A 24,197-nucleotide genomic window follows, 5' to 3' on the forward strand; every position below is an offset into this window, starting at 1 on the left:
TCCCGCCGCGCGGGATGACCTGGAAGACAACATGACAACGAAATTAATTAACCTGCCGCACCTGGCAGATATGGTCTTTGGCGTGCCGCATTACGTGACGCGGCAAACAATGGACTCCGTGAAAGCGGTGCTCATCCCCCGTATTCAGGGGATCACCGAAGATGCCGTCATTCAGATGTCGCTGAATCCGGGTAAATCACCTGCTGCTGAGCAGGTCCAGCCCACCGGCGGGGTGGCGGTGATCCCCGTTCACGGCATTCTTGTTCCACGCCGGGGGCAGATTACGGCGATGTGCTCCGAGCTGACCAGCTACGAGCGGATCCGCGGGCAGCTGCAGGCGGCGTTAAACGACCCCTCAATCAGCGAAATCGTTCTGGATATTAACTCCGGCGGCGGCGCAGCGGTGGGGTGCAAGGAGCTGGCCGATTACATTTATCAGTCTCGCGACACGAAACCCATCACGGCGATTGTGAACTACAGCGCGTATTCCGCCGCGTATTTCATCGCATCGGCCTGCAGCAAAATCATCGTCAGCCAGACCAGTGGCGTGGGGTCGATTGGTGTGATCATGGAGCACCTCGATACGTCGAAGATGGAAGAAAAAATGGGGCTGACGTTCACCACCATTTACCGGGGAGATAACAAAAATAACGGCACCCAACATGAACCACTGAGTGAAGAGTCGCTGGGTATGTTCCAGGGCATGATCGACGAAATGTACGAGACGTTTACGGGGTCGGTGGCCGAATATCGCGGCCTGAAGCAGCAGGCCGTCATTGATACGCAGGCGGGGCTGTATTTTGGCCCTGGCGCTGTGTCTGCCGGCCTGGCGGATGAAGTCTCTGACCCCCAGGCGGCGATCAATGCTATCGCGGCAAAGTATCAGCAACCCCGTCAAAAAACCTCCATTCAGATGCAGGCAGCCGCGATGGACCTGCAAACCAAAATGTAACCCGGCGCAAACACAAACCGCGTCACCTTAAGCAGCCAGCAGGCTGCTTTTTTTATGTCTAAAAAGAGAGAAATAAAATGCCACATATTGAAGAATTGCGTCGTCAGCGTGCGGGTATCAACGAACAGGTTCAGGCCCTGGCAACCATTGACGCCAGCGGCGGCACGCTGACTGCGGAGCAGATGACGGAGTTTGCGAACCTGCAGCAGCAGTTCACTGATATCAGCGCCAAAATTGAACGCCTGGAAGCCGCTGAACGTGCTGCGGCGCTGGTCGCAAAACCCGTGAAAGCGACTCAGCAGGCCCCCGGCATTATTGTTAAGCAGGAGCCGAAACAGTACACCGGTGCTGGCATGACCCGACTGGTTATGTCTGTCGCCGCAGGCGCAGGGAATCTGCAGGACGCGGCAAAATTCGCTTCAGAAGAGCTGAATGACCAGTCCGTATCGATGGCCATTTCCACCGCAGCGGCGTCAGGGGGTGTGCTTATTCCGCAGAACCTCCACAGTGAGGTGATCGAGCTACTGAGCGACCGAACCATCGTCCGCAAGCTGGGTGCCCGTCCCGTTCCGCTGCCTAACGGTAATATGACGCTACCACGCGTGGCCGGTGGAGCAACGGCAAGCTACACAGGGGAAAACAAAGACGCCAAGACATCAGAAACACGCTTTGATGATGTAAAACTGACGGCGAAAACTCTGATTGCGATGGTGCCTATTTCCAATGCACTGATTGGCCGCGCCGGATTCAACGTCGAGCAGTTGGTCCTGCAGGATATTCTGACCGCCATCTCAGTGCGTGAGGATAAAGCCTTTATGCGCGATGACGGTACCGGCGATACACCGATTGGTATGAAGGCGCGCGCGACGCAGTGGAACCGCCTGCTGCCGTGGGAAGCTGATGCAGCGATCAACCTGAATACGGTTGACGAGTACCTGGACAAGATCATTTTGATGGCGATGGACGGCAACAGCAACATGATCAGCAGCGGCTGGGGCATGTCGAACCGTACCTATATGAAGTTGTTTGGGCTGCGTGACGGCAACGGCAACAAAGTCTATCCGGAAATGGCTCAGGGATTACTTAAAGGATATCCGGTTCAGCGTACCAGCGCGATCCCTGCGAATCTGGGGACCGGGGGTAAGGAGACTGAGATTTACTTTGCTGACTTCAATGATGTGGTTATCGCTGAAGACGGCAATATGAAAGTCGACTTCTCGAAGGAAGCCTCTTATATCGATGCCGATGGCACCCTGGTATCTGCGTTTTCCCGTAACCAGTCGCTAATCCGCGTTGTTACTGAGCATGATATTGGCTTCCGTCATCCGGAAGGCCTGGTGCTGGGTACCGGCGTCCTGTTCTAACCCATCCCTCAATAAATACGGCCCGCATATGCGGGCTTTTACCTTTCAGGAGAATGTTATGGCTGCGAAAAATAAAGCAGTGGAGCCGGAAGAAACAGGCACACAGGACAATCATGCGACCGTGGTCGCACAGGCAGAGCGTAAATCCGTTGTGTTCCTTGGGCCGCACCACCGTTATTCCCGTGGAGATATCGCGTGCTTTGAAGGATCGCGCGCCGAAGAACTGGTTAAGCGGCGTATCGCGGTATGGCCGGAGGATGCCGAACGTGCGCTGAAACCGAAGCCGGGAGACAGCGATTTTGATACTGACATTGGATGATGTGAAAACACAGCTACGCCTGGAACTGGATTTCACGGAGCATGACGCCATGCTCACGCAAATGGTGAACGCCGCGCAGCGGAGCATCGAGCGTGATTATTACTGCAAGCTGGTCACCAGTGATGAAGAGCTGCAGGCGCTCCCGGAGACCGTCCGCGGATTTATTGCGGATGAAGATATCAGGCTGGCCATTCAGTTTCTGGTCAGCGATGCGTATCTGAATGGCCATACCGGACAGTGGCTGGAAACCGCTGCGGTGAGGCATCTTCTTTTCCCCCTGCAGGAGCATACGCTATGAGCCTGAAACCGGGTGATATGAACTGTCGCATTGCGATTAGCTACGTTCAGTCCGGTCGGGGGCCGCTGGGCGAACCGCTACCGGAAAAGCAGGTTGAATCGGGAAAAGCGTGGGCAAAACGGGAGCTGGTATCGGGGCGGAAAGTCCGCACGCTGGATCAGCAGCAGGTGGTGGAAACCTGCCTGTTTACGGTCTATCCGGGTGTGCTGGTTGATATTGACTGGAAAATCACGACGAAAAATCTGGTTTATACCGTCCGGAATATCGACCGCAAAACGGACCGGATCATTATCACGGGGGAGGCTGACGGGCGGCATGATAGAGCTGGCGATTAAGGGTGCGCTGGAGCGCATCACCGGCATGAATGCGTATCCGCTTTTACTGCCGGACACGGTCCAGGAAGGAGCGACCTTTCAGCGTATCTCTGACCCGGAAATGGTCTCTGGAATGTTGCGAACGGGGATCGTATCTGCCCGTATCCAGGTGAATCTGTACCGTCTCGATGATTACACCTCACTGCTGCAGCTGGATAAAAAAATCTGGACGGAACTGAAGTCCGTCGTTCATGGCCAGCTGGAGGGTATTCCGGTTCAGTATGTGGAACGAGGCGGCATCCATCAGGATAAAAACCAGCTGACGAATCGTCGCATTCAGTATCGCCTGACCCGCGATTTCATCATTCACTACGTGGAGGACTCCTCGTGATCCGAATGGAAGTTAAAGGGCTGGATGAGCTGGAGCGGCAGTTAATGGCCCTGGGCGAAAAAGTGGCGACGAAGGTATTGCGGGATGCCGGGCGCGAAGCGCTAAAGGTCGTCGAGGAAGATATGAAGCAGCATGCCGGCTTTGACGAAACGTCTGCCGGGCCGCACATGCGGGACTCAATCAAAATCCGCTCTTCCACCCGCAAGGGTAAAGGGAACGCGGTTGTAACGCTCCGTGTTGGCCCCAGCAAGCAGCACCATATGAAGGCGCTGGCGCAGGAGTTTGGCACGGTTAAACAGGTTGCAGACCCCTTTATCCGACCCGCCCTGGATTACAACCTCCAGACCGTTTTGCGCGTGTTAACCGTGGAAATCCGAAACGGCATTGAAAACAGGTAGCATCCGCTGCCGTATAAAAAGAGAGAGAAACATGGCTGATAAAACTTCGCCTGAATATGCGATGTTGCCGGCGGGCACCATTGTGAAATACGGAGAGCCTGGCGCTGCCACGTCAGCGCTGAAACCGCTGATTAACTGTAAAGCGCTGGGTGCAATGGGGCAGACGGGGGGCTTTGTCGACTGCACCACGTTACTGGATAAGCAGAAACAGTCCATCAGCGATCTGCCTGACGGGCCTGAAAAGTCGCTGGGCTTCATTGATGATCCGGGCAATACCGATTTTGCCGCGCTGCTGAACGCAGCAGAGGCCCGCAAGACCATCCAGTTATACGTCGAATTACCCAACAAGCGAACAGCGACGATGCTCCTGGCGCTGTCCGGGTGGCAGATGAATGAAATCGCCGCTCCGGCGAATGAGGTCATCCAGATCACTGTTCAGGGTAAACAGAACAAGATCGCCTGGGGAACCGTCGCTGTCTCCGGCGGTGCCTGATTAACTTAACCTTTAAACAGCCACCTTCGGGTGGCTTTTTATTTTTAAGGACTACCTGTGAAAGATAAAGATTACCTGTCCACGCTGAAATCCGCGTTGCTTAAATCGGAGCCAACCGTCATTAAAACCGAGTTATTTGGCGCCACCGTATTCATCCGCCGCCTGACCGGGGATTACCTCATCAGCTACGAAGAGAAAATGGCTGAAACCGCAAAAGCTGGCGCAGCGCGCGAGGCATCGGAGCAAGTCATCCAGATCGTCATCGATGCACTGGTTCAGCCGGATGGAACGGCCATTCCGGATGAGTTTAAACCCACGGCAGCCGAACTGCTGAAGGCCCATGAAAACCTCGAACTGCTGGCCGCAGTGGAAAAAGTGAAGCAACACGCAATCGGCAAGCTGGAGGAAGCGGAAAAAAACTGAGTGACTCGCCCTGGCTGGAGCTTATCTTCTGGCTGGCCGACCGCTGGGGCGAGCCTGACCCATCCAAAATTGCCGCATTGCCGGCAAACACGCTGTACCACTGGCGAGCCTACTTCCTGAAACAGGGCATTTTCCGCCGTCCTGGCGATGAAAACGCGCCACCTACCGAAACCACACCTGCGCCATTCCGGGTCGATGATGAATGCGCGGCAGTCATGAGGGCGTTAATGTAATGGCAGACGTCGCATCTTTAGCGGTCGGGCTGCACCTGAACGCAGCCAGTTTTAAATCCCAGCTGCTGGGAGCGTATGGCGATGCGGAGAACCAGTCACGACGGTTTAACCGTAATGCCCAGGCGGACGCGAAAAAGACGGAGGACGCCTATAAGAAGGTCGGTCTGTCGATATCCGGGATGGCCAGCCGGCTGGCGGGGCTGGCAGGAGCCGGCCTTTCCATCGGCACGATCGTCACCACGTCCAGACAATATGGACAGGCATTATCAGACCTGCAGGCCATCACCGGTGCGACTGCAGCTGAAATGAAAGCGCTGGATCTGGCTGCGCAGGAAATGGGGCGCACGACAGAGTACAGCGCCAGCCAGGCCGCCGAAGCGTTAAAGCTGATGGCGTCGGCTAAACCGGAGCTTTTAAAAACGTCCGATGGACTGCAGAAGGCTACGAACAGCGCGCTTATCCTGGCGCAGGCCGCCGGCACAACGCTGCCCGATGCGACCAGAACGCTGGCGCTCTCCTTAAACCAGTACGGGGCGAGCGCGCAGGAAGCGGATCGTTATATCAACGTGCTGGCCGCCGGCGCGAAGTACGGGTCGTCGGAGATTGTTGATACGGCGGCTGCCATTAAAAATGGTGGCGTCGCAGCCGCACAGGCCGGCGTTGGTTTTGAGCAGCTGAATGCCGCGATTCAGGTGCTGGCAGAGCGTGAAATTAAAGGCGGTGAAGCCGGCACGGCGCTGCGTAACGTCATCCTGAACCTGGAAAAGGGCACAGACAAGAGCCTCAAGCCGTCCGTGGTTGGTCTCAGCCAGGCGCTGACCACTCTTTCCGGGAAAAATCTCTCCACGGCCCAGGCCGTAAAACTGTTTGGCGTGGAGAACCTGAATGCGGCGTCTATCCTGGTCCAGAACCGTTCAAAGCTTGATGAGCTGACCGCTTCCCTGACCGGTACCAAAACGGCGCATGAGCAGGCATCCATCAGGGTTAACAACCTGAACGGCGATTTGCTGGGGCTGAGCAGTGCGTTTGAGGGGATGGTCATTAAGATCGGCCAGAGCAGTAACGGGCCACTCCGCAGCGGGATTCAGGTTGCCACGGAGGCACTGAACAGCCTGGCAGACAATTTCAACACCGTCTCCAGCGTGGCGCTTTACAGCCTGATACCCCGTGTTATCCACGAAACTGACTGCAGGGCTGCGGGAGAATATCGCGGCCTGGCGGGAAAGCCAGGCGGCGGTAAAAGCGCGGGCGCAGGCTGATGCGGAGATCGCCCGCAAAACGCTGGATTCGACAACTGCCATCCTGAAACAGAACGACGCTGAGTTTGGCCACTACCGGCAGATGGAGCGGACGGCTAAACAGTACGGGATGAATATCAGTTACCAGGATGAGTTTACCCGGCTTATCCGGCAGGAAACTGAGCAAACGAACCTGGCCAGCCAGGCGAAACTGAAACTGGCGGCGGCAAACCGGCAATTGTCGATATCAGCCCGTGCGGCCTCCGTTGCGGTGGGCCTGGCAAGAGGCGCCCTGGCTTTTGTTGGTGGTCCGGTTGGCGCGGCGACGCTGGCTGGATCTGCATTACTATATTTCCATCAACAGGCAAAAGAAGCCCGGCAATCGGCCATTGATTTAAAAGATGCCGTAGTGGAAACCAGTGAAGCGCTGATGCGCCTCTCGCTTAACCAGTTAAATGTGAAGCAGTTCGACCTGGAGGATAAGTACGAAAACCAGGTCGTGCAGCGTAACCAGCTGATAAAAGAGATTCAGGATGCCGACAGTCGTATCGACAGCCTGAAAGGGTTTGACCCCTTCGGCCAGCTGGAAGGGGTGACAAAAGACCAGACGCGGGCGCGGGCGGATCTCGATAGCGTTAACGAGGGACTCCGCAAAACCGAGGAAAACATTAAGCGTGTCAGTGATGCAAAAACACTGGCTCAGCTGGGTTTGTCGGGAAAAATAACCTCCCTTACGGACGATCTGAAAGGAGCGTTAAGCACGCCCCCAAAGAGACCGGAGATGGAAATCCCTGGGGCGGCGATGGCGGTACCGGCACGGGGAAAGGCAGTAAGTCCCAGGTCGACCAGTTCAAAACGCTGCGGCAGCAAATTGAAGAAGCCCATGCGTCCAGCCTGGCCAGAATTAACCTGCAGGAAAAGGACAGTAACAGGGAGCTGCAGGAAGCGGCGAAGAAAAATGGCGCCAGTGATGCTGACCTGCAGCGCGCGCTGTTAATGAACGCAGAGAATTACCAGAAACAGCGACTGGATCTGGCCGCGCAGTATTCCCCCGCCCAGGAAACTCTGCGAAAAGAGCAGGAAGCCAGCCGGGACCTGGCTGAGCTTTTCAAAGCCCGCCTTCTTGATGAAAAAGAGTACCAGGCCGCACGAATAACGCTGGCCAGAGATACTGCGAAAGAGCTGCTGCAGGCGCATGCCGATGAAATCGCTGCGCCGGCACTGGATATCGCCGGCGAAGTTGATCCACTGGTCTCGCTGCGCAATCAGCTTGCGCAGCGGCAGGCATTGCTGCAGGCGTACTACCAGGGCAGCGCGATCAGCAAAGAACAGTACGAAATGCTGATGCAGAAGGCGACGAAAGAATCCGCCGATGCGCAGTATCAGACGTCACTGGAGTTATACCGATCACAGGGAGAATTCCAGAGCCTGGCCGTCGGGTTATTTGAAACGGCCCATGAGCGCTCAAGCAACTTCCTGACGAGCATGCTGACGCGGACGAGAAGCTTTAAGGAGAACATGGCTGACCTGTTTTCCTCGCTCACGCAGTCGATCATAAAAAACCTCGTTGATATGGCCGCTCAGGCGCTGGTCACCAGTTCCGTCATGCAAACCATTATGGGCGTGGTGGGCGTCGGGACCAGCGTTGTCACGGGCGCTGCGGGCGCAGGCTCGGGGACGGCGATCCAGAATGCCGCCAGTAACTTCCAGTTCAACGCCAAAGGCGGCGTTTACGACTCGCCGTCGCTGAGCGCATACAGCAACCAGGTCTACGACTCTCCGCAGTTCTTCGCTTTCGCAAAAGGGGCCGGCGTATTTGGCGAGGCCGGGCCGGAGGCCATCATGCCACTGACGCGTGCCGGCGATGGTTCGCTGGGTGTACGCGCTGTCGGTGGTGGTCAGAACGCCGGCGCGTCCGAAGGGCCAAAAGTCTATATCACGATTGAAGGCGGAAACACCTCAACGCAGGCGCCGTCTGGTTTTGAGCAGTTTGGCCAGCAGATCGGCTCGTTTGTGGAGAAAAAATACAGGGAGCTGATGGCGCAGGATATGCGCCCTGGCGGGATGGTCTGGAATGCAGTTAAAGGGCAACGCTAATGGCTATTGAGATATTCACCTGGAGTCCGCGGGTTAATCCCCAGCAGACCGTTAACTTTCGTGTCCGGAAGGCGCAGTTCGGTGACGGGTATACGCAGGTATCCGGCGATGGTATTAACACCCGATCACAGGACTGGGAGCTGAGTTTTGTCGGTACGGAGGACTATATCCGCCCGATTAAGCAGTTCTTCGACCGTCATGCAGGCACCCGCGCGTTTCAGTGGACCCCGCCTCTGGAAGAGGTGGAGCTTTTCCGCTGCGAACAATATAAACCGGTGCCGCTGGGCGGCGGAAATTACTCACTTTCAGCCACTTTTATTCAGGCATTTAAACCATGAGCCTTAACGCGAATTATCAGAAGTTAGAGCCAGGCGATGAGGTTCGTCTCCTGGAGATCGATGGCCAGGCGTTTGGCCTGGACGAGGTTTTGTATTTCCATGGCTATAACGTTCCCCATACTGCAGCCGAAATCCTCGCCGCTGGCGGCGACCTGGATAAGCTGCCGGCGAAAAGCATCTGGTGGCAGGGGCGGGAGTATAAAGCCTGGCCATGTGAAATCGAAGGGATCGAGTCCTCCACCACGGGCAGTGACGCGCAGCCAACGCTGCGGGTAGGGAACATCGACGGGAAGATATCCGCGCTCTGTCTTCATTACGACGATCTGGCTCTGGCGCGGGTTGTCATCCACGACACACAAAAACAGTATCTCGATGCGAAGAACTTCCCGGACGGGAATGCCTCAGCCGATCCGACGCAGGAGAAACGGCGCCTTTTCTTCATTGACGTAAAGCATTATGAAGACGATGAGAAGGTGGAGTTTACTCTCTCCAGCCCGTTTGCCCTGCAGGGGATGATGATCCCCACTCGCCAGCTGCATGCGATTTGCACCTGGTGTATCCGCAATCAGTACCGCAGCGGTAACGGGTGCGACTATGCCGGCACCCGGTATTTTGACAGAAACAATCAGCCAGTTGATGACCCGTCGCAGGATGTCTGCAACGGAACGCTCACGGCCTGCAAATTACGTCATGGTGAGAATAGTGAACTGCCGTTTGGCGGGTTCCCCGGCACCTCATTAATCAGGAGCTGATATGCGTCAGAAAACGATTAAGGCCATCCAGGAACATGCGGCCGCAGAATATCCGCGCGAGGCCTGCGGCCTCGTCGCCCAGAGGGGGCGAGCGGAGCGTTATTTCCCCTGCCGGAACCTAGCCACAGAGTCGAAAGATAATTTTGTGCTGGCGCCGGAGGATTATGCGGAGGTTGAGGAATGGGGAACGATCACTGGTATTGTTCACAGCCATCCTGATGCCACCACCCAGCCGAGCGAACTGGATAAAGCGCAATGCGACGCAACCCTTCTCCCCTGGCATATTATCAGCTGGCCAGAAGGCGATCTCCGTACCATTCACCCGCGTGGTGAGTTGCCGCTCCTCGAGCGACCATTCGTGCTGGGCCACTACGATTGCTGGGGCCTGGTGATGAGCTATTTTCGGCAAACCCACGGCATCGAGCTGCACGATTACCGCGTTGATTATCCGTGGTGGGAAAAGGAGTATCCGGACAATTTTTATCAGGACTGCTGGTATGAATGCGGGTTCCGTGAGTTTGATGGTCCACCGCAACCGGGTGACATGGTGATCATGCAGGTGCAGGCGGATAAGTGGAACCACGCCGGGATTCTGCTGGAAGGGAATATGCTGCTGCATCACCTGTATGGCCATCTCAGCAAGCGCGTGCCGTATGGTGGATACTGGTTAGACAGGACGATGAAAATCATCCGATACCATTCTCTGTGTTAATCTCTTGTGGAATTTTAACTATAAATCCAAGGGACACTGAAATGAAAAAAATAGCTCTAGCATTGGCAATTGTCACAGTAACAGGTTGTTCGACAAGAGTTGTACCTCCCAGCCAAGCTATTTCCGCCTCAAAAGAGCATGTTTTTAAATATCAAGAAAACGATGGTAATAACGGTAGCCTGACAATCGTTCGTGATTCAGGATTCGTGGGGGGCAGGATGCTATGCAACAGTTTCTTTGAATGGTGAGCGAGTAGCGAAACTGGATCCGAAAGAAAAAGCGACATTTTATTTATCAGAAGGAGAGTGGGCTGTCGGTGCTAATCTTGAAGGGAAAGGACTTTGCAGTTTAAACCGAGAGAGGCAAGAACGATTATTCAATATTAAAGCTGGAGAGAAAAAACAGCAAGAGTTTTTACGGATGCTAATGGCGATTTGGATATAAGGCCAACCACTATTAATTAACTAGTTTCCCACCAACTGGAGCTATTATGCAGGAAATAATGACAAGAATTGAGCTTTCTGGAATTCTTGGCAAAACTTTCGGGAAGATTCATCATCGGTTGATTTCAACAGTCCAAGAAGCAGGCATAGCGCTGGCTACCACCATCCCTGGATTTGAACATTTCATGAATAACAGCAAAGAAAAAGGATTGACCTTTGCTGTTTTCAAAGGAAAGAAAAATATCGGTAAGGATGATTTAGGATTTCCTGTTGGTGGTGAAGTCATCCGAATTGTTCCTGTTTTAATTGGTAGTAAAAAGGCGGGACTGCTTCAAACAATTCTTGGAGCAGTTATTATTGTTGCCTCTGCTGTCGGCTCTTACTTTGTTCCTGGCAACCCCGTGTCAGCATTTGGTTATAAAATGGGGGCTGCTATGATGCTCGGCGGCGTTGTTCAGATGCTCTCCCCACAGCCAGCAGGCCTGGCCCGAAAAGAATCCGCTGACAATAAAGCGTCCTACGCCTTTGGGGGCGTGACGAATACTGCCTCTCAGGGATACCCGGTCCCTTTACTTTATGGCAAACGCCGAATTGGCGGAGCCATTATATCTGCCGGTATTTACGTAGAAGACCAGCAATAAGTTTTATTCAGTAAACCATCCAATTCAGGCCACCTTGCGGTGGCTTTTTTTATGGGCGTAATATGGAAAATAACATAATTAAAGGGCGCAAGGGTGGCGGCTCAAAGCAGCGTACACCGACGGAACAGCCGGATGATTTACAGTCCGTTGCGAAAGCCAAAATTCTTCTCGCATTAGGTGAGGGTGAATTTGCAGGTGGTTTAACCGGGAAAGATATTTATCTTGATGGCACCCCGCTTGAAAATGCTGATGGTTCGCAAAACTTCAGTGGCGTGTCCTGGGAATTTCGCCCCGGCACGCAGGCTCAGACTTATATTCAGGGTATTCCCGGTACTGAAAATGAAATCAGTGTAGGAGCGGAAGTTTCCAGCAAGACAGCCTGGACCCATACCTTTACTAATACCCAGCTTTCTGCCGTTCGTGTCCGCCTGAAATGGCCGTCCCTGATGAAACAGGAAGATGACGGCGACGTGGTGGGCAATACCGTCAAGTATGCGATTGACCTGCAGACCGATGGTGGCGCCTGGCAGACGGTACTGGAAACCACTGTCACGGGTAAAACCACCTCCGGTTATGAGCGGAGCCATCGTATTGATCTGCCCCATGCCGGCAGTACCTGGACGCTACGCCTGCGTAAAATCTCTCCGGATGCAAACAGTGTCAAAGTTGGCGACGTGATGACGCTGCAGAGCTATACCGAAGTGATTGACGCGAAGCTGCGTTATCCCAACACCGCGCTGCTTTATATCGAGTTCGACTCCAGCCAGTTTAATGGCTCCATTCCGCAAATTTCCTGTGAGCCGCGTGGGCGCGTGATTCGTGTGCCGGATAACTACAATCCGGAAACCCGCGAATATACCGGCGTCTGGACCGGCGGGTTTAAATGGGCCTGGACGGATAACCCGGCCTGGATCTATTACGACATTGTTACAGCTGACCGTTTTGGTCTCGGTAATCGTCTGAGCAGCGCCAATATTTCGAAATGGACGCTGTACCAGATTGCACAGTACTGCGATCAGCTGGTTCCTGACGGGCGCGGTGGTGACGGCATGGAGCCGCGCTATACCTGTAACGTCTACGTACAGGAACGCAACGATGCTTACACCGTGCTGCGAGACTTTGCCGCCATTTTCCGGGGCATGACTTGCTGGAACGGTGAGCAGATTGTTGTGCAGGCTGATATGCCGCGTGATGTCGATTTTACCTATACGCGCGCCAATATTGTCGGCAAACCCCGTTATTCGAGCAGCAGCAGCCAGGTTCGGTACACCAACGCCCTGGTTTCCTGGTCTGATCCGGATAATGCTTATGCTGATGCAATGGAGCCGGCGTTTATCCCGGAACTGGTTTCCCGCTACAGTTTTAACCAGCTCGAAATGACCGCGATTGGCTGTACGCGCCAGAGCGAAGCCCACCGTAAGGGGCTGTGGGGCATACTGACCAACAACAAAGACCGGGTCGTTGAGTTTGATGTGGGGCTGGACGGTCGCATTCCTCAACCCGGTTATATCATTGCCCTGGCGGATGAGTTGCTGGCCGGACGGGTCAACGGCGGGCGGATCAGCGCGGTGAATGGCCGGGTGATTACGCTGGATCGTGATGTGGATGCCAAACCTGGCGACCGCCTCCAGCTAAACCTGCCATCCGGGATCTCACAGAGCCGGACCATCCAGGCCGTTAACGGACGCCGGCAGATTACGGTCACAACGGCGTACAGTGAGACGCCAGAACGGGAATGCGTCTGGGCCGTAGAATCTAATGATCTCTTTCTGCAGCAGTACCGGGTCACAGGGGTAAAAGAGAACGGCGATGCCACCCTCACGATCACCGGCGTGTCACATGACCCGGATAAATTCGCCCGCATCGATACCGGCGCGATTATCGATCAGCGCCCGGTTAGCGTATTGCCGGCGGGCAACCAGTCACCTCCTGACGATATTGTCATCACATCCCGCTCGGTCGTGAATCAGGGGATCAGCGTCGAAACGATGCAGGTTAACTGGTCAGCGGTCAGCGGCGCTATTGCCTACGAGGCGCAGTGGCGCCGTAACGACGGGAACTGGATTAATGTGCCGCGCAGCTCGACCACCTCGTTTGAGGTCAGCGGCATTTATGCCGGTCGTTACCTGGTTCGCGTCCGTGCGATCAATGCGGCGGAGATCTCGAGCGGCTGGGCGTATTCCGAAGAGAAAACCCTGACCGGCAAGGTCGGCGAGCCGCTGGCACCGCTGGCGCTGGCAACCCGTTCGCTGGTTCATGGGGTCCAGGTTAGCTGGGAGTTCCCGACCGGCTCCGGGGATACGCTGCGCACGGAACTGCAGTACAGCAAAAACCAGGACGGCAGTGCGCCAATGCCGTTATCAGACGTGGCCTATCCGGGGAAAAGCTATCAGCAGATGGGCCTCAGTATGGGCGCCGAATTCTGGTACCGGGCGCGCCTTGTGGATCGTCTTGGCAATGAAAGCCCGTGGACCGGCTGGGTCCAGGGGATGGCCAGCGATAACTTTGATGACTACTACGAAAACCTGACCGACGCGATCAAGGATACGGCTGCCTGGGAGGAAACGCAGCGCACCATTAGCGAAACGCAGGAAGGTATCCGCAATACGCAGCAGGAACTGGAGCAGACCGCTGAAGCTCTGCGTAAGGAAGCCGAAGACCAGGCGAAGCAGGTCAGCCAGGATATTGACGCATCGGCGAAAAGCATCACTGCTGATGTTGACGGGAAGATCTCCGCCGTGAATAAAACCATCACGGATGAGATAACCTCGGTCAATGAGGCTCTCGATTCTGGTCTGGCTCAGGCAAACAAAGGCGTTCAGGAGGCAAAATCCGCCGTCGCAGATGCGAACAAGCAGATCTCAACTGTGAACAAGTCGCTGACCGACAGCATCACCCAGGTAAGACAGTCAGTCACCGATACGGCTGCGGAAATCAACGCCACCATCGACCTGGAGATTGCCAGGGTCAGCAAAACGCTGGCCGACGGCGATGCCGCATTGAATGCGCAGATAAAGACTGCTGAAAATGGCCTGAAGCAGTCGCTGTCTCAGGTCAACACCACGCTGACCAATGCGGTGAAGCAGGAGACCGCGGATCGTATTGCCGATGTTAACGCGAAGGCGTCACAGGCCGCTGATGAACTGCTGGCGGCAACGCAGGGGATTGAGGCGAGTATCGAGAGCCTGACTCAGGTGATGAAGACCGCCGATGAAAATCTGGCGCGGGAAATGTCCAGCCTCGCTGCCGGCGCTAATATCCAGTTCGATTCGCAGGTTATCTGGCATTTCAACAATCAGACGACCGAGGGCTGGACCGGCAGCGCCGGCGTACCGGGTGTGTCACAGGATGGCTGGTTACGCCCGGCGGACAGCGCCACCGATCCGTACATTACCTCTCCTGGCGGGCTGGCTGTCGATGGTGCGGCGTACCGTTTCATCATGCTGCGCTTTCGTAAAACCGGCAAACCAGTCTGGGCGGGTGAGATCCGCTGGGTGTCTGCCGGCGAAAACTTCACTAACACGAAGCGATACATTGTTGCTGAGCCGGAGTATGCCGATGGGGTGGCAACCCTGACGGTGCGTGATATTCCGTGGACAGGGAACATTGATCGTATTCGCCTGGACCTGACGAACCAGCAGGATGCCAGCAACTTTATCGAATTCGACTGGATCGCCGTTGGCCGGCCAGCACCCGGCGCCAGTACGGCGGCTTTGCAGGATGTGCGCAGTACGCTGAGTAACGCGCTGACCGCCGAAGCGCAGGCACGCAGCACGCTGGCGGCGCAGATGCGTGGCTCCTATGATGGGAGCGATCTGGAGAAAGTCACCTCCGGGCTGCTGTACCAGGAAAAAACCGCGCGCGTTACCGCCATCTCGGCGGAAGTTAAGGCCAGAGAGTCCCTGCAGACGCAGTTTAACGACAACAAAGCTGCTGTTTCTGGTGAACTGAGTTCTCTGACGACAGAGCAGAGCGCGCAGGCGAGCCGTATCGGTGGCCTGGAAACCAGCCTCGGGAAAAAAGCCGATGCGGCCGCGCTGACGTCCCTGACGCAGAAAGTTGAGCAACAGGGCACCACGCTGACATCGCAGGGAGCCGCGTTAACATCGCTCACTAACCGGGTTGGCCAGACGGAAACGGGCCTAGCTGGTACGAATGAGGCACTGAGCGGGCTGCAGTCTGTTGTTACCCAGCAGGGCGACAGGATAACCAGCCAGGGTCAGTCCATCACGAAACTGACGAGCGATTTGGGCACGACAAATACCGCGCTGGCGAAGAAAGCCGAAGCGGCTGCGGTCACTGCCTTAACGCAGCAGGTAGAGCAAAACGGGCGGGATATTCGCAGCAATACTGACAGCATCACCAGCCTGTCGAATCAACTGGTCAATGGCCAGCCGAATCGCTGGTCCCGTCGACTCTATCCTGTGCAGCTGGCTAACGCCGGGACAGTCCCGTCATTCAGCGATGTTCGCGCCGTGGCGCCAACGGTCGTGGATGAGGTGGCCGACGCGGCCAAACTGGACTTTACGTCCGCCGGCAGCTATCTGATCGCGCTGTATTCCTGCCAGGTGAAAGTGGTCGCAGATACCACCATCACACTGGCGCCCGGCGCCAGGGTTTTTGATGATACCGGCGCCATATTTGTGAATGGGGTACAGGTCGCCTGGGGTAACGCCAGCTGGAATACCGTCAGTTTTGAACTGAAAGCCGGCTGGAACACCGTTGAGTTTCTGGTGAATCAGTGGACGGGCCAGGCGTATATCAACCTGGGTCTGAAGCTGTCAGACAAGGTTGCTGAGATGTACTCCGGTCTCGGGGTTTCCGCGCTGGCAAACGCAGCCGGCGTGCTCAGCTCGAATGTCAGCCAGATTGGCAACGATGTGGTCAGCAATTCGCAGAGTATCACCCAGCTCCGGAATGCGCTGACGCAGACAGACGCGAACGTGGCCAGCAAAGCGGATCAGACGGCGATGAACTCGCTAACCGGACGAGTGGAGAAGACGGAATCCGGGCTGACGGCTGCTAACGCCAACATTACCTCGCTGAAATCCGCTGTACGGGCCGGAAACGCATCAGGCGGGGATTTAATTCCCAACCCGACGTTTGACCCGGCGTATGACCAGATGGGGTTCAGCGTGGTAGCCACGACGGCTGAGGAGGTCCCGCCGGGCTGCCCGTATGGTTATGCGGCCCGAATTGCCAGCCGGGATCACCATCCTAACTTTGCCGCGTTCCCGGCCACGCTTAACGATGTGATTGAGATCAGAGCACTGGTTGCCTGCGGCGCCGGCACGGCGAATTTTAATCTGTATGTTGGCACCGCCGTTCGGCCAGATACGAGCACCGGTGCGCCACTCATGGCGGGGGGCGGGAAATCACCCTCCGCGACCTGGCAGAGAACCACCTGGCGCTTCAAGGTCACGCAGGCGATGGTGGACAGGGGTTATATCCGCCCGTTCCTGCAGATCTCGCAGAACAGCCCGTATGGCACCGTATGGTTCGTTACGGACTGGCATATGCGAAATGTGACAGCGGCGCAAAAGGTTCAGGATACTGCGGATGCCACGGCGGCGGCGGTTGACTCTCTGACCACCACCGTGACGCAACAGGGTAATCTGCTGACCTCGACCGGCAACCGGACAACCCAGCTGGAAAACGGGCTGGCAACCACCAATGCCGCAGTGGCCAAAAAGGCTGATGCGACAGCAGTGCAGGATTTGACCAATACCGTCACACAACTGGGCAACGATCTGACTGCTGCGAACAGCGCCATCACGAAACTGACCGGAAATCTGGCGAATACCGATAAAGCGCTGGCGCAGAAAGCCGATGCGACTGCGCTGGCCACGCTCGACACGAAAGTGACGCAGCAGGGTAAAACGCTGGAGAGCCAGAGCAATTCGCTGACGAACCTGTCGAACAGTCTCTCGCAGGTTGCGGCAGATATCGATGCCAGCGGTCAGATACCGGGTAACCTGGTCGTGAATCCCTCGTTTGAACGTGGGCTGGATGGCTACACCGGGCGGTCAACCGCGACCAGTGTGGTGGAGGTTTCCGTTCCTCACAGCGGGACGCGGGCGCTGAAGGTTGATCCGGGGAATGTGACTCCGGGGCAATACATCCCGTTTGTTCAGGGGCGAACCTATGAAATCGGGGTGTGGGTCAAGGAACCCGGAGCGACGACGGATAATGGCGCGGGGAACAACAAGCTGCGGATCGGCAACTCTGCCGGCCAGCCGGTTTTTGAGCGTCCATACAACAGCGGTACGGTGGGGACGAACTGGACCCTGATTTCCGGTCGCTGGAAAGCGACGGAGACAGCCAGCCTGCCGGTGACGCTGAGTAACTATCTGATTAGCGGCAGCCGCTACTTCGATGATTTTTACGTCACTGACGTTACCGACCGGGTGGACATCGATGCCACCGCCGGCGCCGTTACCGGACTGACGAGCCGGGTCAGCACAGCGGAAGGGGCCATCACCTCACAAAGCCAGCAGCTGACGAACCTGCAGAACAGCCTGAACACGACCAACAGCAATGTGTCGAAGAAGGCCGATGCAACGGCACTGACTTCGGTCGATAACCGGGTGACAGAGGCGGAAGGGAAACTGACCACACAGAGCCAGCAGCTGACAAATCTGGCGAATGTGCTGACGGCCACCCGCAACGCCGGCGACAACCTGATCCCGAACTTTGATTTTCTGCAGGGCAGCACTGCCTGGGATATTCAGTATCCAGCCGGTGTGACCTTTGGCGATTTCGGGGACGGGAAAGCGGGGGTCCGGCTGAACCGGACGACCACGACCAGCCCAGGCATTTTCTCCAACAACAACAAGCCGGTGCCGCTGAATGGCCAGCGCAAGTATCGGGTGGTGGTGAAGGCCAAAGGTGTTTCCGGCGCGATGAGTCTGCTGATCCGTCGACAGAACAAAATCGGCCAGACGGACAGTACGTATGAGGATAAAACGGTCACGCTGACCACTGACTGGCAAACCATCACCTGGGAAACCGGATTGACGGCTGCCGGCGCGGACGGGCAGAGCTTCAAACTTTATTCTCATCCGACAAACGGTGAAATCTGGCTCGATTCCGTCCGGGTGTTTGATATCACCGATGAAACCAACATCAAGGCGACCAGCGATGCTGTTTCGTCTCTGACCGGGACGGTGACGAACCAGGGGAACACCCTGACATCACAGGGGCAATCCATCACGGCGCTGAATAACGCGCTGGAAGGGGTCAAGGGTGATGTGGCGAAGAAGGCTGATGCGTCGGCGGTCAGTTCACTGACCAACCGGGTTACCCAGACTGAAAAGGATATCCGTAGCCAGGCCGACAGCCTGACCAGCCTGAAAACATCGCTGAAGCAGCAGGCGACAAGGGGAGCCAACGTACTGCCGGACGGCAGTTTTGAATCCTATGCCGTCGGCGATGTTCTCAGTAATGCCCGCGCCGTTATCACCAGTGAAGCTGCTCACAGCGGGACCAAAAGCCTGCGTGTTACGCGCAGTACGGAGTACAACCCGAACGCGACGGATAATAACGATACCCATATCTTTTCAGGCATGCAGGTTCGCGATAACGCGGTCTATTACGTGGAGGCGTGGGTTAAGTTGCCGGCTGGCTCGACTGCCGATCCGACCGTTTATATGGTGCTCGGATTTTCCTTCCAGGATTCTGCCAATGGCTGGTCGTGGCCTGGCCTGAACGTGAAAGTCTCCGAGTTGTCGGTGGACAACTGGACAAAAGTCAGTGGCTATCTGACCAACAACCGAACCGCGCTGAAACAGGCAATGGTGAGGATCTCCATCCCGAATACACCAAAAGTTCGCCTAGGTGACGCCTTCCTGATTGATGATCTGATCATCACTGACGTGACCGATGCGAAAGCGGCGCTCGATGCCGCCGATGCGAATGCGCAGGCGCTTTCCAGTCTGTCCGCGTCAGTCACGCAGAACGGGAAGAATATTACGTCTCAGGGCAGCGCGATCACGAAACTGCAGTCGGATGTGACGCAACTTGGTAAGGATATCAGCGGCAAGGCCGATGCCAGCGCGCTGACGAATCTGACGACCCGCGTGACGGCTACCGAAGGCGGTCTGAAATCGCAGGGAGACAGCCTGACCAGCCTGCAGAACAGCCTGAACACGACTAACAGCAATGTGGCGAAGAAGGCTGATGCAACGGCGCTGCAGAGCCTGCAGAACACCGTTGAACAGCATGGCAGGGATCTGACCACGCAAAGCAGCGCGCTGACGAACCTGGAAAACAACTTTTCCTCCCTGGCCGTGGGCGGGACCAACCTTATCCGCAATGCGGACACACTGGAAGGATGGAGCAGCCGCCACGCCACAGAGACCTATCTGGGCGACCGCGTGGCCTACACCCGGCTGGCGAAAGGTGCATCCGGTTATACCCAGCTGGATGAACAGACGCTGGACGTTACCGGGCGTACGGAATTTGTATTCAGCTTCTATGCGAAAGGGGCTTATGACGGGCAGGAGATGGCGAGTTATTTCTATAACCCGTCGAACACCACCACCACGGAAACCAGCCAGGGCGTTAAAGGCGGGGCCGGTGACGGCAAGGCGGTCACGAAACTGACCACCGCATGGGCGCGTTACTGGGTGAAATGGGTTATTCCTGCCACCAGTGGCACCAAACGGCTGATTGCCGCGCGTCTGGAAAGCGCGACGTCTGCCGACAAAGAAGTCTGGCTCTGCCGCCCTCAGCTGGAAACCGGGACCGTGATGACCGACTGGTCACCGAGTCCGGATGATGCAGCCAGCGGTATTACCGCGAACACCTCGGCCATTAACAGCCTCACCAGTCGGGTGACGAATGCCGAGGGGCAGCTGACCGCGCAGTCTCAGAGCATCACGAATCTGCAGAACAGCCTGAACACCACCAACAACAACGTGGCACAAAAGGCCAGCGCGCAGTCGGTGAGTGATCTCACCAGCCGGGTCACCAGTGCGGAAGGCAAAATCACCTCCCAGGGGCAGGCTATCACGAAGCTGCAGGGCGATTTGAGCAGCACCACCGATAAGGTCAACACCAAAGCGGATCAGACGGCGCTTAACGCGCTGACTGGCCGGGTTGAGAAAACCGAGGCAGGCCTCACGGCAGCCAACAGCAACATCGTCAGCCTGACGGCGGCGGTGAATGCCGGGAATGCTGCCGGGGATGATTACATTCCAAACCCGTCATTTGATCCGGCGTATGACCGCATGGGTTATGACGTGGTGGAGACCACCGCCGATGGTGTGCCGGCTGACTGCCCGTTCAGGTATGCCGTCCGGCTGGCCGGGCGAGACCATGTGCCAAAAATCAACAATATCGCCGTGACGCCGGGCGACGTTTACGAAATGTCTGCTCTGGTAGCGTGTGGTACCGGCAGCGCTGACTTTAATTTCTACATCGGTCGGGCCACCACTGCTACTGGTGGCATCGGGGCGAGAGCGTCCGGGGGAAACACCAAGACCACCACCGCGTGGAAACGAGCCACCTGGCGCTTTACTGTGCCGGCAGACACGAACTTCCTGCGACCGTTCCTGCAGGTTAATCAGAGCAGCCCGTTCGGCACTGTCTGGTACGCTGCCGACTGGCATATGCGTAACGTGACGGCGGCGAACAGCGCGCAGAAAACCGCAGATGCGACCGCAAAAGCGGTGGATTCACTGACCACCACGGTTAGCCAGCAGGGCGATACGCTCAGCAGCATCGGCACGCGTACCACCTCGCTGGAGAACAGCCTCCGATCGACAAACGATACGGTGAGTAAAAAGGCTGACACGACAGCGGTGACGCAGCTGCAGGGCACGGTGACGCAGCAGGGGAATGACATCGCGGCAGCCAACAGCGCGCTGACAAAACTCAGCAGCGATCTGGCCACGACGAATGCGAACGTGAACAAAAAAGCGGACGCAAGCGCGATGAACACCCTGCAAAACCAGGTCACGGAGCAGGGCAAAACACTCAGTGCGCAAGGGGATTCTTTGACGCAACTGAGTAACAGCCTGAGCCAGACGGCAGCAGATATTGACGCCAGCGGGAAAATGCCGGGCAACCTCATTGTCAACGGCAGTTTTGAGCGCGGCGCGGCGGGCTTTACCGGCTGGAGCAGTACCGCAACGGTGGCCGATTTACAGGTTCCGCACTCGGGTAACAAGGCACTGAAAATGTCTGCCGGCCAGTCTAACCTGGTCGGACAGGAAATTAGTATTACCCAAGGCCGTACCTACCGCATGGGGGTATGGGCGAAGCAGGATCCGGGGACCACGATTAAAGATGCGGGTAACACGAAGTTTCGTGTGGCCGACAGCACTGGCCTGCTGGTCGGCTCAAACTACGGACCGTTTAGTTCTGGCTGGCAACTGGTAACGTTTGACTGGAAAGCCACGAAGACCACAATGGCCAGTTTCCAGCTGACGACCTTCCTCAGCGCGGGGGCAATGTATTTTGATGATTTCCATGTTCTCGATGTTACGGATGAAAAGGATATCGCGGCTAACGCCGGGGCCATCTCTCAGATGAATACCCGCGTCACCGCTGCGGAAGGGGCTATCACCACCCAGGCGCAGCAGCTGACGAAACTCAGCGGCGATCTGGCCGTAACGAATGCGGCGGTCAGTAAGAAGGCTGAGCAAAGCGCTGTCACCGGGTTGACCACCCGGATGACGTCTGCTGAGGGTAAACTGGATTCGCAGTCGCAGCAGCTCACCAGTCTGCAGAACAGCCTGACCACGATGAATACGGAGCTGGGGAAAAAGGCTGACACGTCCGCGGTGAGTTCACTGACCGGTCGCGTAAGCCAGGTGGAAAACACCATCACCAGCCAGTCGCAGAGCATCACGTCGCTGACCAGCACCATCAATACCATCCGCACTCAGGGAGCTAATCCGTGGGTTGACGGTACGTTTGAAAGCTACAGCGATGGCCAGGTGCTGGGCGGGAACGGCACAGCCGTTGTGGTGGCGTCTCAGAAATTCACCGGCAATAAGAGCCTGCAGGTGAGTCGAGGAGCGAACAATAACGGCAACAGCGATAAACAGCTTGGGAGCTGGCAGTCAGTCCGTGAGGATGCGAAGTTCCGGTTTGAGTTCTGGGCTATGATGCCGGCGGATCAGGCGCCATCCTCCGGGTGGACAACGCTGGTCGGCATTAACTCACTGAATGCTGCCGGTCAAAACTCCTGGCAGTCGGCGGTCACTGTCAGCGAAGCCGCTCTTGGTGCGCGTGATAAGTGGGTGAAATTTACGGGTATTGCCAGTAACAACGGGGGTGGGAGAACACGCGCAGTGGTCTGGATCTCTACCCGTGGCGCCTCCGGCAGCGGCACCCCCGGTTATTCGCTGTATATCGACGATCTGGTTATCACGGATGTTACCGATGCGAAAGCTGCACAGGATGCCTCTGACGCGACGGCGAGTGCCGTGAGCGGTCTGACGGCTCGCGTAACGGATGCTGAAGGGAAAATCACCGCCCAGGCGCAGCAGCAGACGGCACTGGCCACGAAAGTGGATAATGCCAACTCCCGCGTCGATAACATGGCGAAGACGCTAAGCGACAGCCAGAGCACACAGGCCAGCCTGAATACCTCGCTTCAGTCGCAGATTGACGCGCAGGCGGCCGCCAACATCAAAAACCAGACGACGCTGGACAACACGATTAAATCGGTGGCCAGTATCACCAGTACCCAGCAGACGCATGCAACGGCACTGGAGGCGCTGGCAACGCAGCAGACGACCCTGACATCCAGTGTCGGGGATCTCAGCGCTTCCGTTCAGAACACCGCCAAAACCGTGGCGGATGTGAATGGTACGGTGAGTTCGCTGTGGTCGATGAAGGTTGAGACGGTTAACGGGAAGAATGTTGGTGCGGGGATTACGCTGGGCAGCAATGGTGAAACGAGCGACATGATCCTCTACGCTGACCGCTTCTCGCTGTTTAACCGTAATAATGCGACGGCTGTTCCGGTGATGGTTGCCGAAGGCAATGAGCTGTATATCGATACGGCACGTATCAAAAACAGTTCCCTGACCTCAACCAAAATCGCGGACGGTTCCATCACGAACGCGAAGATCGGCAACGAGATCCGCTCGAATGACTTTGTTGACGGGTCACGCGGCTGGCGTATCGCCAAGGATGGCTCTTCGCAGTTCAACAACGTGATCGTTCGCGGTGCGGTTTATGCGACTGACGGCTGGTTCCAGGGTACGGTATATGCGAACCACATCGAGGGCGACATCGGGTCATTTGCGATCAACATCGCTCAGCACCGCACGCGCAAGGTGCCGAAGGCTACATGGCAGTGGTTTGAGCTGGCCCGGTTCCGGCGGCAGAATTTCGACCAGGTGATCAATATTCGCGGTGGACTCCTCCAGACGGATAGCATCACTATCGACGGCGGCGCGAAACTCAGAGCGGGGATGTCCTACGCGCCAGGGGCTGACGGCGGACTGAATCCTGGCTATCTGTCGTATGCAATGCTTCTTCGTGGCACAGGCGCTACGTCTGGTGGCGGCAGTATGGAGCTAGGCATTGAGCTTATGTATGAAACAGGTGGAGCAACACGCCTGTTAACGGCGCAAGAGTCAATGAACGTAGACAACATGTCATTTGTCGTCCCTGCCGGTACTGGCGACGCTGTTCTGCGATATGGCTGTTACCTGGACCGTAACGGACAGATGGTATTAACCATCCTCTCAAGATTCGACGCCTTCGCCGCGCGCAATAACAACGTAATTCGCGGTTCATCAACCTGATAACAATATATGGCCCCGCAAGGG

At 56.4% G+C, this 24,197-nt stretch carries 15 protein-coding genes and 1 pseudogene; all 16 read left to right on the forward strand.

Annotated elements, in window-relative coordinates:
- The first annotated feature begins 31 nt into the window (after positions 1 to 31).
- Positions 32 to 952 carry a S49 family peptidase gene (locus tag DR88_RS16715; RefSeq protein WP_004148012.1) on the forward strand — a complete coding sequence of 307 codons (921 nt, stop codon included), beginning with the start codon at positions 32 to 34 and terminating at the stop codon, positions 950 to 952.
- 77 nt (positions 953 to 1,029) lie between these two features.
- Entirely contained in the window at positions 1,030 to 2,316 is a 1,287-nt protein-coding gene (locus tag DR88_RS16710; protein WP_004148013.1) for a phage major capsid protein, read from the forward strand.
- Positions 2,317 to 2,374: 58 nt separating this feature from the next.
- Positions 2,375 to 2,635, forward strand: a complete 261-nt coding sequence (locus DR88_RS16705; RefSeq protein ID WP_014907814.1) for a hypothetical protein — start codon at positions 2,375 to 2,377, stop codon at positions 2,633 to 2,635.
- On the forward strand, positions 2,616 to 2,933 hold the full coding sequence (locus DR88_RS0125480; protein ID WP_020317538.1) for a head-tail connector protein: 318 nt from the start codon (positions 2,616 to 2,618) through the stop codon (positions 2,931 to 2,933). The genes DR88_RS16705 and DR88_RS0125480 overlap by 20 nt, the downstream gene beginning before the upstream one ends.
- Positions 2,930 to 3,268 (forward strand): phage head completion protein, encoded by a 339-nt coding sequence (locus tag DR88_RS16700; RefSeq protein ID WP_014228910.1) that lies wholly within the window; start codon positions 2,930 to 2,932, stop codon positions 3,266 to 3,268. The genes DR88_RS0125480 and DR88_RS16700 overlap by 4 nt, the downstream gene beginning before the upstream one ends.
- On the forward strand, positions 3,249 to 3,638 hold the full coding sequence (locus DR88_RS16695) for a hypothetical protein (protein ID WP_017880258.1): 390 nt from the start codon (positions 3,249 to 3,251) through the stop codon (positions 3,636 to 3,638). Before DR88_RS16700 ends, DR88_RS16695 begins: the two co-directional genes overlap by 20 nt.
- A 5-nt stretch (positions 3,639 to 3,643) precedes the next feature.
- Positions 3,644 to 4,036, forward strand: coding sequence for an HK97-gp10 family putative phage morphogenesis protein (locus DR88_RS16690; protein ID WP_014907811.1), 393 nt, complete (start codon positions 3,644 to 3,646; stop codon positions 4,034 to 4,036).
- Between the two features lie 31 nt (positions 4,037 to 4,067).
- Positions 4,068 to 4,529 carry a hypothetical protein gene (locus DR88_RS16685; RefSeq protein ID WP_023328090.1) on the forward strand — a complete coding sequence of 154 codons (462 nt, stop codon included), beginning with the start codon at positions 4,068 to 4,070 and terminating at the stop codon, positions 4,527 to 4,529.
- Positions 4,530 to 4,586: 57 nt separating this feature from the next.
- Positions 4,587 to 4,952: a phage tail protein gene (locus tag DR88_RS16680; protein WP_004148015.1), complete on the forward strand. Its 366-nt coding sequence runs from the start codon at positions 4,587 to 4,589 to the stop codon at positions 4,950 to 4,952.
- A gap of 232 nt (positions 4,953 to 5,184) precedes the next feature.
- A pseudogene (locus DR88_RS0125485) lies at positions 5,185 to 8,520 on the forward strand (phage tail tape measure protein).
- Complete coding sequence (locus DR88_RS16675; protein WP_025861453.1) at positions 8,520 to 8,858, forward strand: phage tail protein; 339 nt, start codon at positions 8,520 to 8,522, stop codon at positions 8,856 to 8,858. The pseudogene DR88_RS0125485 and the gene DR88_RS16675 overlap by 1 nt, the downstream one beginning before the upstream one ends.
- On the forward strand, positions 8,855 to 9,610 hold the full coding sequence (locus DR88_RS16670) for a phage minor tail protein L (RefSeq protein ID WP_023289191.1): 756 nt from the start codon (positions 8,855 to 8,857) through the stop codon (positions 9,608 to 9,610). The genes DR88_RS16675 and DR88_RS16670 overlap by 4 nt, the downstream gene beginning before the upstream one ends.
- A 1-nt stretch (position 9,611) precedes the next feature.
- Complete coding sequence (locus DR88_RS16665; RefSeq protein ID WP_025861455.1) at positions 9,612 to 10,322, forward strand: C40 family peptidase; 711 nt, start codon at positions 9,612 to 9,614, stop codon at positions 10,320 to 10,322.
- 192 nt (positions 10,323 to 10,514) lie between these two features.
- On the forward strand, positions 10,515 to 10,766 hold the full coding sequence (locus tag DR88_RS31450) for a hypothetical protein (RefSeq protein ID WP_227499849.1): 252 nt from the start codon (positions 10,515 to 10,517) through the stop codon (positions 10,764 to 10,766).
- A gap of 46 nt (positions 10,767 to 10,812) precedes the next feature.
- Positions 10,813 to 11,406 (forward strand): tail assembly protein, encoded by a 594-nt coding sequence (locus DR88_RS16660; protein WP_023328085.1) that lies wholly within the window; start codon positions 10,813 to 10,815, stop codon positions 11,404 to 11,406.
- Between the two features lie 62 nt (positions 11,407 to 11,468).
- Positions 11,469 to 24,173, forward strand: coding sequence for a TipJ family phage tail tip protein (gene gpJ, locus DR88_RS16655; RefSeq protein WP_004148022.1), 12,705 nt, complete (start codon positions 11,469 to 11,471; stop codon positions 24,171 to 24,173).
- Positions 24,174 to 24,197 lie beyond the last annotated feature (24 nt).

The sequence above is a fragment of the Klebsiella pneumoniae genome (assembly GCF_000742135.1).
In the GTDB taxonomy this organism is placed as follows: Bacteria; Pseudomonadota; Gammaproteobacteria; order Enterobacterales; family Enterobacteriaceae; genus Klebsiella; species Klebsiella pneumoniae.

Bases quoted from the DNA above. Each gene is read 5' to 3' on its own strand.
- DR88_RS16675 (WP_025861453.1), top strand. From the start codon at position 8,520: ATGGCTATTGAGATATTCACCTGGAGTCCGCGGGTTAATCCCCAGCAG.
- DR88_RS16710 (WP_004148013.1), top strand. From the start codon at position 1,030: ATGCCACATATTGAAGAATTGCGTCGTCAGCGTGCGGGTATCAACGAA.
- DR88_RS16670 (WP_023289191.1), top strand. From the start codon at position 8,855: ATGAGCCTTAACGCGAATTATCAGAAGTTAGAGCCAGGCGATGAGGTT.
- DR88_RS16705 (WP_014907814.1), top strand. From the start codon at position 2,375: ATGGCTGCGAAAAATAAAGCAGTGGAGCCGGAAGAAACAGGCACACAG.
- DR88_RS16660 (WP_023328085.1), top strand. From the start codon at position 10,813: ATGCAGGAAATAATGACAAGAATTGAGCTTTCTGGAATTCTTGGCAAA.
- DR88_RS16690 (WP_014907811.1), top strand. From the start codon at position 3,644: ATGGAAGTTAAAGGGCTGGATGAGCTGGAGCGGCAGTTAATGGCCCTG.
- DR88_RS16665 (WP_025861455.1), top strand. From the start codon at position 9,612: ATGCGTCAGAAAACGATTAAGGCCATCCAGGAACATGCGGCCGCAGAA.
- DR88_RS16700 (WP_014228910.1), top strand. From the start codon at position 2,930: ATGAGCCTGAAACCGGGTGATATGAACTGTCGCATTGCGATTAGCTAC.
- DR88_RS16715 (WP_004148012.1), top strand. From the start codon at position 32: ATGACAACGAAATTAATTAACCTGCCGCACCTGGCAGATATGGTCTTT.
- gpJ (WP_004148022.1), top strand. From the start codon at position 11,469: ATGGAAAATAACATAATTAAAGGGCGCAAGGGTGGCGGCTCAAAGCAG.
- DR88_RS16695 (WP_017880258.1), top strand. From the start codon at position 3,249: ATGATAGAGCTGGCGATTAAGGGTGCGCTGGAGCGCATCACCGGCATG.
- DR88_RS16685 (WP_023328090.1), top strand. From the start codon at position 4,068: ATGGCTGATAAAACTTCGCCTGAATATGCGATGTTGCCGGCGGGCACC.